Raw genomic sequence first — 14215 nt, 5'->3', positions numbered from 1 at the left:
GTTAGGCACGGGGAGGGGTGGAGCGGGACCACCGGCGGGTGGAGGCGGGGATGGACCTCAACCCCGGACGGCGGGCGCGACGGAATGCGGCAGGACCTCGCCGTCGGCGGGCCGCTCGACGACCACCTCGACGTCGTCGTCGAACCGGTACGGCCGGGCCAGCAGGAAACCGCCGAAATGCCGCCTCATCCTGGACATCTCCGCGCGGACGGTGACGGTGCGCCCGGCGTCGCCGAAGAGGTCGAGCGACAGTTCCGAGGCGGACCGCCCCGCTCGATGGAGCGCGAGGACGTACAGCATCTCCGCGTGCCGCGGGCTCAGCCGATGCGACCAGGTGCCGGCCGCGCCCGAGACGCGCAGCGTGCTTTCCCGCGACGACCTCAGATCGAGCACGACCCGGGTCGGCGGCGCGTCCTCCTCCTCGGTGAGCCGGACGAGCCAGCCGCCGGGCAGCGGCTCCAGCAGGCAGCTGCCGTACGTCGGCAGCCAGGTGCGGCCCGGGGCCGCGTCGTTCGGCAGCGCGATCCGGCCGACCGGGACGAGCCCCGCCGAGGCCGCGATCCAGCCGTGCGGGTCGGTGATGACCGCCCGCCCCTTCACCTTGGCGAGCAAGGGGGTGGCCAGCCCGCGCAACCGTTCGAGATCCGAGAGATGCGTGGTGCGCAGATGCGCTTCGGCGAGCTTCGCGACCGCGTCGACCAGGGCGAGGGTGGACGGATGCACGGTGGAGGCCGGGCCCGAGAGGTCGACCGCGCCGAGCAGCCTGCCGTTCCTCGGATCGTGCAGTGGCGCGGCGGCACAGGTCCAGTCGTGCTGGTTGCTGACGTAGTGCTCGGCCGAGTAGACCTGCACCGGATGCCTGGCGACCAGCGCCGTCCCGATGGCGTTGGTGCCCGTGGCGGGCTCGTGCCAGTCGGCCCCTTCGACGAAGCCGAGCCCGTCGGCGCGACGGCGGACCGCGGTGCTGCCGTCGCGCCAGAGCACCCGGCCGTCGGCGTCGACGACGACCATGATGTGCGCGGCCTGCTCGGCGAGGCCGATCAAGCCGCCGCGAAGGGCGGGGAGGACGGTCGCGAGGCCGCTGTCCCGACGCCGGGCTTCCAGTTGGTCCGGGGCGAGCGGAGGGGTCGGCGAGCCACGGTCCGGGTCGAGACCCAGCCGCCGCATCCGCTGCCAGGACGCGCCGATCACCGCGCGGGGCCTGCCCGGGAGCGTGGTCCCGGCGAGCGCGGCCTCGCGCACTTCGGCGAGGGCACGCGCGTGCCGCCGCGGATCCGCACCGACCGGCAGCGCCGCCTCGAGCTGCACCTGGCCTACTCCTTCTGCTCTGTTCAGGCCAGTGTGCCCGGGTGGCACGGGGAGCGGAAGGTCTCTGTGACCTGGGCGCGGGCTATCCGGGGAAGGGTGCGTCCGCCAGGCGTGGGGTGGGAAGGGCCGCCGTCGGCTTCCTGCCGAGCAGCAGGCCGGTCCTGGTGGCCTCGGCCATCACGGCGCGGACGTCGACGCACCACGGCCCGTCGGGCTTCAATTCGACGAAAGCGCTCTCTCCCGGCTTGAGCACGAAATGCGGCTGGCCGTCCAGCGCGATGGAGCCACCGCCGGCGGCGAGATCGACGCGGACCCCGGCGTGCAGCACGCTCCAGCCGCGGACGCCCACCTCCCGGACCTCGCCGGGCGCGATCGGCGCCTGCACCACGTACGGTGTCTCGTCGACCGGTCCGAGCGAGACCGCGACACCGTCCACAGTTGACTTCGGGCTGGGGCAGAGCCGCCCGGGGATACTCGACAGCCCGACCCCGTCCGGAACCGCGAACGTGCAGTACAGCTCGGTGAGCGACGCGGGATCCCACCGGCTCTCCGAGCACACGCTGACGTCGGTCAGCGCGATCTCACGGCGGGCCTTCGTGACGACCTCGAGCACGGTGGCGCGGTTCGTGACCAGGTCCGTGTCCACCTGATGAGTGGCCACCAGCCCGGCGGCGAGCCCGGCGACGGTGGACTCGTCGGCGCCACCGGCGGGCAGCATCAGCAGCGGGACGTCACCGCAGGCGGCCGCCGCGGCCCGCATCATGCTCTCGTTGCCGAGGCAGATGAGCACGCTCGCACCCGCGTCCACCATCCGGCGGACGGTGCCGATGATCTTGCTCGCGTCGGCCCACACCATCACGCGGCCGACGCCGGCCACCCTCAGTGCCGAACGCAGGCCCTGGATGTCACGCTCCGAAGCGGGGTTCGCCACGATCCCCGCAACCGCTTCGCCCACATGTCCTCCGCTGCCGCGCCAAGTCCCTACAAGGAAACGACGTCCGGGCCACGAAAGAAAGAGTTGCACGAGGTTGCATCACCAGGAAAGGGCACGGGACTTTTGGTCAACGGGCCACCTGCCCGTCAGGACACGGACGCCGAGCGGCACGAGCGCCAGGCCGAGGGCCACCGCGGTGACGACGCTCAGGAACTCGCTCTCCTTGAGCACCCCCATCCAGAGCGTGCACGGCCAGAGGAACAGCAGCGCCCGCCCGGTGCCGAAGGTACCGGCCCGGAACGCCCCGATGGCCAGCAGCAGGCCTCCGGCGTACTGGCCGACCGACGCGGTGACCGGGATCCGCCACAGGCCGTAGGACAGGTCGACGTAGTCGTCCATCACCAGCCTCGTCGCCTGCTCCAGCCCGAGCTTGTCGACGAGCTCGAAGGCCGCCAGGTCGACGCCTGCGAAGTAGACCCGCGCGAACAAGCCGAGCGCGAGGAGCAGGAATCCCCAACCTGCCAACGCCGGCGCCTTCTCCGCGACGATCTTCGCCAGCATCAGGAAGGCCGGCAGCAGGAGGATCGCGCCGAGCAGGAAGACCGAGTACGCGGCCGTCACCAGGCCGGGGTTCGCGGCGTACGCGGCCAGCTGCCCGGGGGCGGCGAAGGGCTGCTCGTCGAACCACGCGACTTGTTCCGGCGTGAAGTCCTTGAGCACCAGATGTCGCAGCAGCAGGCCCGCGAACCAGACGAGCGGGGCGAGAATCAGGGCCACTCCGCCGATCCAGCGGCCGGTTTCACCGTTCATGCCGGAATCGTCGCCGGGACGGGCGGCGCGGGACAGCGCCCGAAAGTCAGGCGCGGGCCCCGACTTTCGTCAGGATCGGTCCCGGAAAAGCAGCAGGGCCGCCTCCCCGAGGGGATGACGGCCCTGCTTGGAAAACCTGGATCAGATCACGGTGACCGAGGTGGCCTGCGGACCCTTCGCGCCCTGCCCGATCTCGAACTCCACGCGGGCGTTCTCCTCGAGGGTACGGAAGCCGTTGCCCTTGATCTCGCTGTAGTGCACGAAGACGTCGCCGCCGCCGTTGTCGGGAGTGATGAAGCCGAACCCCTTCTCGGAGTTGAACCACTTCACAGTGCCCTGAGTCATAAAATCTCCATATGCAACACAAACAAACAGGAAGCCACGTCGGCAGCCCGGGTCATGACCAGACGGTTTGCTTCCCCGGAAACACGAGGAGACACTACGCCCGCTGAGTTCTGCGAGCGTGAACCAACACGAACACAAAAATCGAGACCTGGTGCAGTAAAGCACACCTCACGCAGGCCGACAAGCGCCATCACCCGGGTGTGCGCAGCCGCACTGCACCTTTTGGCGACTGTACCTCTCCGGCCGAAGTGGCGACCGGCCGGGCTATTCGCCGCTGGCGGCGCGCAGGGGTACCTCGGTGCCGAACGGCGAGCGGCGCAGCGCCTCCCGGTTCGTGGCCACGACGGCGATGTCGTGGGTCTCCGCGTCCGCGCTGAACAGCACCGGCACCACGCCGGAAACGGACTTGTCCTGTGGCTTCGCTTCGTCAGCCATGTTTTCTCCCAGTGTCAACACAACGCTCTACGTACGTACTGCGTGCCAACAACCACACCGGCCATTGCCCCGGTCCATATCGGACTCTCGGTGTTGCCGCGATTGTGCCACGGCCGACCGACAAAATCCGGTGTCCGCGACCGAAAGTCGGCCGAGTCGTCACCTCGTTCCCACCCTTTGGGGCAGGTGAAGGCGGCGCCACAAGGGTTTCTGTGTATCCCCTGAGAAAAAGTACCGCCCGGTAGTCGGCGTGGCGGCCCCTACTGGCCGCCCTGCTGCGGCCTCGCGGCGCCCAGCAGGCTCGTCAGCCGGATGTCCGGGGTCACCACGTCCGGATCCGTGCGGATGTCGATCACACAAGGCCGTTGCCGCACCAGCGCGCTCGCGATGATCGGCTCCAGCTCTTCCCGATCGTCCACGGTGTACCCGGCGGCGCCGAGCCCGCGTGCCCACGACGCGAAGTCGGTGATGGGGACGGTGACCCCCGACAGCCGGCCGTGTTTGCGCGCCTGGTGCACGGCGAGCGGGCCGTGCACCCCGTTCTGGAACACCAGGACGGTCACCGGCACCCGGTAGCGCACGGCGGTCTCGATCTCCTGCCCGGTCATCAGCGCGCCACCGTCGCCCGCCATCGCGATCACCGTCCGGCGTGGTTCGGCGAGTTTCGCCGCGACCGCCGCGGGCACCGCGTAGCCCATGGCCGCGTTGCTCGGCCCGAGCTGGCTGCGCGGCGCGGTGAAACACCAGTAGCGGTGCATGAACTGGGCGAAGTTGCCCGCGTCACTGGTCACGATCGCGTCTTCGGGCGCGAGTTTGCGTACCGCGCGGATGACGTCGGCGGGGTGGACGCGGGTGGCGCCGCTGGTGTCGGGCGGCGTCATGAAGGTGTGCACCGCGGCGTTCGCGGCCGACGCGCGCCGCTGCCGGGGCGAGGCGACATTGCGCAGTTCACGCAGGAAGGGCTCGACCTCGGAGTCGACCCGGAAGGTCAGGCCGCCGCGGCGGGCGGGCTCGATCCCGGTGCCGACCAGCACCAGCGTCTGCGACGGCGTCGGGTACCGAAAGGACTGAGTGGTGACCTCGTCGAGCTGCGTGCCCAGCGCGAGCACGAGATCCGCGCGCTCCAGCGCGTCGAGCTGCCGCGCGGGGATGCCGATGCCGAGATGGCCGGCGTAGCGCGCGTGGTTCTCGGGGAAGGCGTCCTGGCGGCGGAACGCGTTGTACACCGGCAACGCGAGCTCGTCGGCGACGGCGATCAGCTCGTCGCGCGCCGCGCGGGCCCGGCCGCCGACGATCACCACCGGGTAGCGGGCCTCGTCGACCAGCTGCGCGACCGCCTCGGCGGTCCGGCCGAGCGCGCCGGTGGCGGGCGGGCGCACGGCGGCGACCGGTTTGGCCGAATCGAACGGGACACCCCAGAAATCGGCGGGGACGGCGACGACGGTGGGTCCCGGCCGCCCCTCGCGGCAGCGGGTCAGCGCCTCTACCAGCAGACCGGGCACCTCGTCCGGCGATTCCGCGCGGCCGGTCCACTTCGAGATCGGCTCGAACATCGCGGTCAGGTCCGCGGTGGGCAGCTCGCTCGTCGGGCCGGGATCCTGCGGCGGGTTCTCCAGGAGGACGACCATCGGGCTCTCGTCCTGGTACGCCGTGGAGACGCCGATCGCGAGGTTCGCCGCGCTCGGGCCGCGGCCGGCGAGCAGGACCGCGGGGTGCTCGGTGAGCTTGCCCTCGGCCTCGGCCATGAAGGCGGCACCGGAGTCGTGCCTCGCCGAAACGAAGGTGATCGAGCGCTCGCGTTGCAGTGCGTCGAGCAGATCCAGGAAGGACTCACCCACCACCGCGTACACGCGGTGGATCTGCGCCTCGGTCAGGATCCGCACGGCCGTCTGGGCGACGGACGCTCCCGGTTGGTATCTAATGAGAAGAGCTTAGGCGGGCGGTGATCGGTGCCGTCAAGCGATCTTCCGATTCCGGCAACCCCGGAGCGGCGGAATGTCCGATATTCGGAACGTGTTCGAGCAAGGGAGCACGAAAACGTGACCTCAGCCACCGCCGGACGTGAAACTGTTTTCACTTACGGGGCGCCTGCCTTGAAGTACGGCACCGGGTCGAGCGATGAGATCGGCTACGACCTCACCCAGTACGGCGCCCGCCGAGTGCTCGTCCTGACCGACCCGGGTGTCGCCGCGACGGGCTGGCCGCAGCGGATCGCCGAAGGCATCGAAACCTATGGCATCGAAGCCGTCGTCTTCGACGGCGTCCACGTCGAGCCGACCGACGTCAGCATGCGGAAGGCCGTCGACTTCGCGCGTGGACAGGGCGAGTGGGACGCCTTCGTCGCCGTCGGTGGCGGGTCGGCCATCGACACCGCCAAAGCGGTGAACCTGTTGACCAGCAACGACGGCGACCTGATGGACTACGTCAACGCGCCGGTCGGCGGCGGCCGCGCCCCGAGTTCGCCGCTGAAACCGCTGGTCGCGGTGCCGACCACCACCGGGACGGGCTCCGAGAGCACCACGGTCTGCGTGCTGGACGTGTTGTCACTGCGGGTGAAGAGCGGCATCAGCCATCTCCGGATGCGGCCGAGCCTCGCGGTGGTCGACCCGAGGCTGACGGTCTCGCAGCCGCCCGAGGTGACCGCCGCCAGCGGGATGGACATCCTTTGCCACGCCGCGGAAAGCTACACGGCCAAGCCGTACACCGAGTTCGACCGGAAGCGGCCGGAGGACCGGGTTCCTTACTGTGGCTCGAATCCGCTGGCCGACATGTTCGCCGAGCAGTCGCTGCGGCTGCTGTCGTGGGCCTTGCCCGCGGCCGTGCGCGACGGCTCGGACATGAAGGCGCGCGAGGCGATGGCGCTCGCGGCGACGTTCGCCGGGCTCGGTTTCGGCAACGCCGGGGTGCACATCCCGCACGCCAACGCGTATCCGATCGCCGGGCAGGTGCGGGAATTCCATCCTCCGGGGTATCCGGGCGACGAAGCGATGGTGCCGCACGGGATGGCCGTCTCGCTGACGGCGCCGGCGGCGTTCCGGTTCACCTTCGACGCCGCGCCGGACCGGCACATCCGGGTGGCGCGGCTGCTCGCCCCGGACTACGAATGGCCGGGCGATCTGCGGGATCACCTGCCCGCGGTGCTCGGGCAGATCATGCGGGAGATCGGGATCCCCAACGGGATCGGCGCCGTCGGCTACACCGAGTCCGATGTGGACTCCCTGGTTTCCGGCACGGTGAAACAACAACGGCTGCTGGCGACGGCGCCGCGCGAGGCGTCCGAAGCCGACCTCGCGGTGATCCTGCGGGAGTCGGTGACGCTGTGGTGAACGCCGAGTATCCGCACTGGCAGACGGTTCCGTTGCGGTGGAAGGACAACGACGTCTACGGGCACGTCAACAACGTCGTCCACTATTCGGTGATGGACACCGTGATCAACACCTGGCTGATCGAACGCGGCGGCCTCGACATCGAGACCGGCGCGGTCATCGGGTTGTGCGTGGAATCGCAGTGCAAATACCACGCTTCGGTGTCGTTCCCGGGAGAACTCGAAGTCGGCCTGCGGGTGGGCCACCTCGGCCGGTCCAGTGTCCGCTACGAGGTCGGGATGTACTCGAAGGAGACGGTGATCGCGGAAGGGCATTTCGTGCACGTCTTCGTCGATCGCGAATCCCGGCGCCCGGTCCCCGTCGAGGGTCTACTCAGGAGCGCGCTGGAAGAACTGCGCACTGGGCTGGGGTAGCCGTGGCGACCACGCGTGCATGAGCTGGGCGTAGCGCGTGGACCGGTCCATGAGTTCGAGGTGGGTGCCCAGGGCGGTCTCCTTGCCGTCCATCACCAGGACCCGGTCCGCGCGCAGCGCCGACGTCAGCCGGTGCGCGATCACCACCAGTACCCCGCCCCGCTCGGCGAACGCCCGTTCCGCGCGGGCTTCGGCGGGCGGGTCGAGGTGCGACGTCGCCTCGTCGAGGATGACGACGGTCGCTTCGCTCGCATACACCCGCGCGAGCGCGATCAACTGCGCCTCACCGGCGGACAGCGTGCCGTGCCCGATCTCGCCGTCGAGCCCGCCCAGCCGCGTGACCAGCGGTTCCGCGCCGACGGCCCGCACCGCCGCCAGCAGTTCGCCGTCCATCGCGGTCTGCGCGAACAGGCCGACGTTGTCCCGCACGGTCCCGGCGAAGACGTACGCCTCCTGCGGAATCAGCGCGACCATCCGGTGCCGCAGGGCCGCCGGGACTTCGCGGACCGGCACCCCGCCGAGCAGCACCCGGCCGGCCTGCGGGGCGAGCATGCCGGTCAGCAGCCCCGCCAAGGTCGACTTGCCGATTCCGCTCGGCCCCACCACCGCGAGCCGCTCGCCGGGCCGCAGATGCAGGTCGAGCCCGCGCACCACCGGTTGCGCGGCCGCGCCCCAGCTGAAGGTCAGGTCGCGCACGTAGATCGCGGTCCCGTCGGGTTCGGCCGTGCCGTCGGCCTCCGGCTCGCCCTCGGCGGTCTCGGCGAGCCGCCGCAGCGCGACGATCAGCCGCAGCACCACGGTGCTCGCCGTCGCGGCGAGTCCGCGCAACGCGGGCTGCATCGTCGTCGCCAGGTAGACGAGCGCGCCGAGCGCGGCACCGGCGGTGAGCACCCCGGCCTGGACCATGCCCGGCGCCACCAGCAACGCCAGCAGCAGCGGCACGAAACCGCCGGTCGCGATCACCACCGTGCGGGCCGCCCCGGACCGCGCCACCCGCACGGCCGCCTTGGCCTGCGTGTCGATGGCGTCGTAAAGCTCCAGCGCGGCAAGGGGTTCGGCGCCGCACGCGACGATGTCACGCATACCGGACAACGACGCGCCCGCGACCTCGGCGGTCCGCTCGTCGGCCAGCGCGAGCGCGCGCTGGCGCCGCGCCAGCGACGGGAGCAGGCAGGCGAACACGAGGACCGAGACCACCACCGGGATCGCCACGATCAACGCGAGCGAACCGGCGACGGTGAACAACCCGGCCAGCGCCGCCACCGTCGTCACGATCATCCCGCGCGCCTGCACCAGCAGCCCGGCCGTGGCGTCGCGCACCACCTCGACGTGCTGGGTGATGCGCGCGACGCCGCTGGCGTCCGGCTGATTGCGCGGTGGCGCCGGATCGTGCAGGACCCCGCGCACGACGGCGGTCACCAGCGCGTCGCGCAACGGCTCGACGACCTTGCCGAGCTGATGCCACACCAGCCGCGAACCGAACGCGCCGATCACGGCGACCAGCCCGAAGACCGCGAGCCAACGCAGTCCGGTGCCTGGCCGATCCGCGGCAAACCCCTCGTCAACCGCGAGTTCGACCAGGCGACCGGACAAGAACGCGGGCGCGCTCTCCAGCACGGAGCAGGCCAGCAGCACCAGCCCGCCGCGCCACTGCCCGGCCAGCGCCGAGCGGTAGAGCCCCCAGACGCTCATTGCGCGCCCTCGGTGAAGACGGCCCGGTAAGCCGGAGTCCGCCACAGTTCGTCATGCGCGCCGACCGCCCGGACCCGGCCGTCTTCCAGCCACACCACCGTGTCCGCCCGCGACGCGGTGGCCGCGCGATGCGTCACCACCACCCTGGTCCGGCCGGGCAGCGTGCGTTCGATCGCCTCCTCGACGGCGGCTTCGGTGACCGTGTCCAGGCTGGCGGTGGCGTCGTCGAGGATGAGCACCCGCGGCGCGTGCGCGATCGCGCGGGCCAGCCCGATCCGCTGCGCCTCCCCGCCGGAGAGCGGTGTTTCCCTGAGCGGCGTCCGGTAGCCGTCCGGCAACCGGACGATCAGGTCGTCGACCTGCGCGGACCGGCAGGCGGCACGCACGGCGGCCTCGCCGGCCCACGAGCCGTAGCCGACGGCGTCGCCGATCGTCGCGCCGAGCAGCGCGGGCCGTTCGAAGGCGAACCCGACCACCGCGCGGAGTTCGTACGGCCGCAGCTTCTCCAGTGGACGGCCGTCGAGCGTCGCCGTCCCCTCGTCCGGGGTCAGCAGTCCGCCGAGGACGTTGACCAGCGCGGATTTCCCCGAACCGGACCGCCCGACGACCGCGGTGAACCGGCCGCCCCGGACGAGCAGGTCGACGTCGCGCAACGCGCCTTCGACGGTGACGCCGCGCAGTTCGAGCGTGCCCCGCCCTGGGACGACGCCGAGGTCACCCGGCTCGGGGACCGGCGCCTCCAGCACGTCGGTGATCCGCCGCGCACACGACCGGGCGCGGGAAAGTGTGGTGAGCAAGGGAATCTGCGTGATCAGCCCCATGCCGAGCGCGACGTAGCCGAGCGCCGCGAGCACCTGGCCGACGGTCAGCCTGCCTTCCAGCACCCCGAACCCGGCGGCGGCGAGCACCGCGAGTTCGACCGCGGGCAGCAGCAGCCCGGAGCGCCACACCATCCGGGCCTGCGTGCGCCACATCCCGCGGCCGGCGAGGCTCAGTTTCGGCAACGGCCGCAGCACACGGTCGGCTTCGCGGTCGGCGGTGCCGGACGCGGCGATCGTGCGGAGCCCGGCGACCGCGTCGACCATCCTCGCCGCGAGCTCGCCGGACACCTCTTGATAGGTGAGGACGTCGTCGGCGGTGTTCTTCAGGTGAGTGCGCGCGAGCATCAGGCCGAACGGGATGCTGCCGAGGAAGACCAGCGCGAGCCGCCAGTCCATCAGCGCCAGCAGGACGACGGCCCCGCCGGAGATCAGGGTGGTCGACCCGAGCTGGACGACGACCGAGGCGACCAGTCCCGCGCCGGTGCAGTCGCCGGTGAGCCTGCTGATCGCGTCACCGTCGGCGAAGGTCGATCGGGTGCCGAGCGCGAGATAGCGGTCGGCGAGTTTCCGGCGCAGCCAGGCCGTGGCGGACGCGGTCATCCGCGCGGTGAGGATGCCGCCGATCAGGCCGACGGCGATCTCGGTGACGCCGAGGACGATCAGCCAGGTGACCTCGGGCAGGCTGGGCCGTCCGGCCACGACCGCGTCGACCGCGGCGGCGAGCGCGCCGGGCAGGAGCAGCCCCGCCGCCGTCCCGGCGAGCGCGCTGAGGATCAGCGCGATCAGGCGGGGGCGATCCAGCGCGGTCACCTTGACCAGCAACCGATCGGCGGAACCCGCCATCCCACTCCTTAGTCTTGGTTCAGGGACGCTTCCCGGTAGGGGCCGGCAGGTCGGTCCGGTGGGTCGTGAGTNNTCTAACCCGAATCGCCACTCACGACCCACCCGACCCGCTCCTCACACCGTGATCCCAACGAGATGAACCGGAAGGCAAAATGAAGGCGCGGGAGCGGCGCACTTGGCCTGTGCCGCTCCCGCGCCTTCAGTGCTCAGCCGTGACTCAGTGGCAGGTCAGCAGGCTGACGGTGCTGTTCGCGCAGGAGGCCAGCAGGCTGAGGTTGCTCGCGCCGCCGTGGCTGCCACCGCCGCCGCCTTCGAGAACCTCGGGGGCTTCCAGGGCCTGCAGGTCGAGAACCAGTTCCATGGTGTTCCCTTTCACTAGTTACCTCTTGGTCCACCGTCCTCATCGGACGGCAGTTCGGGAGGACAGGAAAGGCAGCGCGGCCTTCCCGTCCAGGGTGGCGGCCAAGGCGAGCAGGACGCCCGCGCCGCCGGTGACGACGTCCATCGACAGCCGCAGCAGCTGGTTGCCCGGGAACGCCAGACCGCCCTTGTACGGCACCGCGTACCAGGCCAGCCGGGAAAGATGCAGGTCGATGGCGTCGCGGACGCGCTGATCCGGTTCGGCGCCCATGGCCAGCGCGGTCATCAGCCCGCCCCGCCCGAACAACAGCCCGGGATGGATGACGAACTCGCCGCGGCACGCTTCACGCAGGCCGGGAAGGCTCTTCAACGCCTTCGCGTCCGGACGGTGCTTCGCGAGTTCCTCGGCGACCATGAGGATCCCGGCGCTGCCGACACCCACGTAGGGCAACGTCCGGGTCTCGCCGTCGCGGACCTGCAGCGAGCCGTCGTCGGACTCGACGCATTCCTCGATGTCCCGCTCCAGCGCCTGGTCGGCGAAGGACAGCCAGCCCTCTTCGCGGGTGCGTTCGAACAGCCGCACGAACAGCAGCGCCGGACCGGACCAGCCGTTGAGCAGCCCGGCGCGGCCGAAGTCGCCGGGCGGGTCGGCGATCTCGAGTGCTTCCGCGAGCCGGACGGCGGTGGCGAGCGCCTGCCTGCCGAACTCGTTGTCCTTGCGCGCCACCGCGAAGTGCAGCTGGGTGAGCCCGATCCCGGACAAGCCGCCTTCCAGACCGTGGTCGGTGGTCTGCTCGACCAGCGTCGCCGACGCCGCCAAGAGCTTGGTGGCCTCGTCCCGGTATCCGAGCTCTTCGAGGACGTACGCGATTCCGTACGAGCCGTCGTAGAACCCCGGCCGTCCGGGCGGATCGCGGCGGATCGAGTCCAGCAGCCAACGCTCGTGGGCGGGATGCCGATGGCCTGCCCCGTGCAGGGCGTGGAGGACGCCGGCCGCGCCGTAGCCGAAGCACGCTCCGCCGACGCGGAACTGCTCGATGTCGCCGGGGAAGAGCCGGTCGGTGCGCTCAGGGGTCGCGCTGGCGAGGATCGCCTCGATGATCTGCTTGCGGACCAGCGCCCAGTCCGGTCGTTCCTGGTCCAGCTCCGTGCTGCTCGTGAGCGGCGGCACGTTCCGGGGCGCGAGCTCCGCGACGATCGAGTCGGCGTAGCCCTCCGGGACGTCGAAGCGCCGCTGGACGAAGTCCGCGAGCCCGCGCAGCTTCGCAGGGGCGAGCTCCAGGAGCGTCGTGAGCGGCAGGAAGATCCACAGCTTCAGGACGGCGAGCGCGTACTCGTCGACCTCGAACCCGTTCCGGTCCCTCGGGGCGCGGAAGCCGGGCGCGCCGAGCGCGGGCCGGGTGCCGCTTTCGATGTCGGACGCCATCTCGAAGTCGATCAAGGAGACGTTGTCGTCGTCCCCGTCCACCAGGATGTTCAGCGAATGCAGGTCGCCGAAGACGATCCCGCGGCCGTGCACCTCGCCGACCATCGCCTCCACCCGCCGGACCAGCGCCAGCGCGCGTCGGGTGTACGCGGCGATGTCGGCCTCGGTGGTGTCGCGCCGGGTGAGCGGATAGTTGCGGGCGAGCCAGTTACCGAGCGAGACGCCGGGCATGTACTCCATCGCCAGGAAGTGGTGCTCCCAGACGGTGAAGCGGTCGTAGGCGGTAGGGATGCCGTCGATGCCCTTCAAGCGCTCCAGCACCTCGTGCTCACGGCGGAGACGCTCGACGGCGTCGACCTCGTCGCGGTCCAGGCCGGCGAACGGCCTGGCCTCCTTGAGGACCACACGTTCGTCGTCGGATTTCCGGTCGGCGAGGTACACGCCGCCGCCGTTGGAGAAGTGCAGAGAACTTTTCACCTGATAGGGGAACTGATCCGCACCGCCGCTCTTGCGAGCTGCGAGATGAGGCGCGAGGAACTCCGGAATCGTCACCCAGTCGGGTACGGAGAAGGTCGGTTCGCGCTTGTCCGGGACCAGCGTCCCGTCCGGTTTGCGTATCGCGAGAACCCGCTTGCCGTCGAGTTCGACCCATTGCTCGGCGAATCCGCCGTAGCGGACGTAGAGCGGCCCGGCACCATACCGAAGATCACTGAGAATGTACGCCCCTGGTTCGCCCTCGAGCTTCGCCGACAACGCCGCGAGAACACGCTCGAGCTCGTTGTTGTCAGCTGGATAAAGAGTCAGTAACTTACCGCTTCCGTCACGCGGGGCGTATTTCGAATTCCTGGCAAGCAGAGTCGTCCGCGAACGCAGATGCTTGTAGGACACGGCGTGCTCGACACAATGCTCGTGCACCTTCACGAGCACCCGCTCGGCGTTGCCCAGACCTGCCGACACGTGGATTTTCCAGCCCTGCAAGGGAAGGTTTCGAGCAACAGGGTGCAACAACCGCCACACTCCGCGCACTCCGGTGCGCCAACCGTCCCCGGGAGCGGGCAGCAGGGAGGCGAAATCGTCGGCGGCGTCCCCCGTTTCCCGCTGTTCATCGAAGAACAGTGGATCGGCGAAGCAATACGCTTCGTACCGGACGTCCATCGAGCAGCCCCTCCTTGGCACCAATCGGATGGGCCATGTGCACCATCGCGATGCAGAATATTCCACCCGCCGGACCCCGAACGGCCAATCCGCCATATCGGGGGTTCGGATGGGCTGTTCAGGGACGTGAATTCGAAAACTACCGAATGGTAGGGGTACCCAGCGTGAGATCAACTCGGATTCCAACCACCCGGTCGGTGTGTAACAGGAACGAACCGGCGTCGTAATCCCAGGTCGAGGCGCCGAACGCAATAACGCACGAGGGAATTGACAGTGCGCCAATCCGCCGCGTTTCGTGATCTATTCACCCGAGGTCTGGACCACTGCCCCGGCCCGTGGCGCCCGCC

General features: G+C 70.3%; 12 protein-coding genes. 2 read left to right on the top strand and 10 right to left on the bottom strand.

All coding sequences use genetic code 11. From position 1 onward, the window contains the following. Positions 1-57: 57 nt before the first annotated feature. The 6 genes from AVR91_RS23915 to AVR91_RS23895 form a co-directional block, all read right to left on the bottom strand. A complete protein-coding gene (locus AVR91_RS23915; protein ID WP_172843540.1) occupies positions 58-1308 on the bottom strand; it encodes a GAF domain-containing protein in 1251 nt (416 codons plus the stop codon). 82 nt (positions 1309-1390) lie between these two features. After that, entirely contained in the window at positions 1391-2263 is an 873-nt protein-coding gene (locus tag AVR91_RS23910) for an ATP-NAD kinase (RefSeq protein WP_063275112.1), read from the bottom strand. A 78-nt stretch (positions 2264-2341) separates the two neighbouring features. Further along, the gene (locus AVR91_RS23905) at positions 2342-3052 is read right to left on the bottom strand and encodes a hypothetical protein (RefSeq protein WP_063275111.1); all 711 of its coding nucleotides are present in this window, start codon (positions 3050-3052) and stop codon (positions 2342-2344) included. A 141-nt stretch (positions 3053-3193) separates the two neighbouring features. Further along, positions 3194-3397: a cold-shock protein gene (locus AVR91_RS23900; RefSeq protein ID WP_005163378.1), complete on the bottom strand. Its 204-nt coding sequence runs from the start codon at positions 3395-3397 to the stop codon at positions 3194-3196. Positions 3398-3661: 264 nt separating this feature from the next. After that, on the bottom strand, positions 3662-3832 hold the full coding sequence (locus AVR91_RS43395; RefSeq protein WP_170064563.1) for a hypothetical protein: 171 nt from the start codon (positions 3830-3832) through the stop codon (positions 3662-3664). A gap of 260 nt (positions 3833-4092) precedes the next feature. Further along, positions 4093-5754: a thiamine pyrophosphate-binding protein gene (locus tag AVR91_RS23895; protein ID WP_267284133.1), complete on the bottom strand. Its 1662-nt coding sequence runs from the start codon at positions 5752-5754 to the stop codon at positions 4093-4095. A 171-nt stretch (positions 5755-5925) separates the two neighbouring features. On the opposite strand from AVR91_RS23895, the gene AVR91_RS23890 reads away from it, so the two are divergent. Continuing rightward, a complete protein-coding gene (locus AVR91_RS23890; protein WP_063275109.1) occupies positions 5926-7158 on the top strand; it encodes a hydroxyacid-oxoacid transhydrogenase in 1233 nt (410 codons plus the stop codon). Next, positions 7152-7571: an acyl-CoA thioesterase gene (locus tag AVR91_RS23885; RefSeq protein ID WP_016330831.1), complete on the top strand. Its 420-nt coding sequence runs from the start codon at positions 7152-7154 to the stop codon at positions 7569-7571. Before AVR91_RS23890 ends, AVR91_RS23885 begins: the two co-directional genes overlap by 7 nt. Here AVR91_RS23885 and AVR91_RS23880 read toward each other — a convergent pair. The 4 genes from AVR91_RS23880 to lanKC all read right to left on the bottom strand — a co-directional run bounded on the left by AVR91_RS23880 (position 7527) and on the right by lanKC (position 13868). After that, a complete protein-coding gene (locus AVR91_RS23880; protein WP_063275108.1) occupies positions 7527-9263 on the bottom strand; it encodes an ABC transporter ATP-binding protein in 1737 nt (578 codons plus the stop codon). The genes AVR91_RS23885 and AVR91_RS23880 overlap by 45 nt on opposite strands. Further along, the gene (locus AVR91_RS23875) at positions 9260-10927 is read right to left on the bottom strand and encodes an ABC transporter ATP-binding protein (RefSeq protein ID WP_063275107.1); all 1668 of its coding nucleotides are present in this window, start codon (positions 10925-10927) and stop codon (positions 9260-9262) included. Before AVR91_RS23875 ends, AVR91_RS23880 begins: the two co-directional genes overlap by 4 nt. A 217-nt stretch (positions 10928-11144) precedes the next feature. After that, positions 11145-11288 (bottom strand): SapB/AmfS family lanthipeptide, encoded by a 144-nt coding sequence (locus tag AVR91_RS42870; RefSeq protein ID WP_123798255.1) that lies wholly within the window; start codon positions 11286-11288, stop codon positions 11145-11147. A gap of 39 nt (positions 11289-11327) precedes the next feature. Continuing rightward, on the bottom strand, positions 11328-13868 hold the full coding sequence (gene lanKC, locus AVR91_RS23870) for a class III lanthionine synthetase LanKC (protein WP_063277212.1): 2541 nt from the start codon (positions 13866-13868) through the stop codon (positions 11328-11330). Positions 13869-14215 lie beyond the last annotated feature (347 nt).

Source organism: Amycolatopsis keratiniphila subsp. keratiniphila (assembly GCF_001620365.2).
Lineage (GTDB): Bacteria > Actinomycetota > Actinomycetes > Mycobacteriales > Pseudonocardiaceae > Amycolatopsis > Amycolatopsis keratiniphila.
The sequence above is the reverse complement of the archived record's forward strand: the minus strand, read 5'-3'. Positions and strand labels throughout refer to the sequence as shown.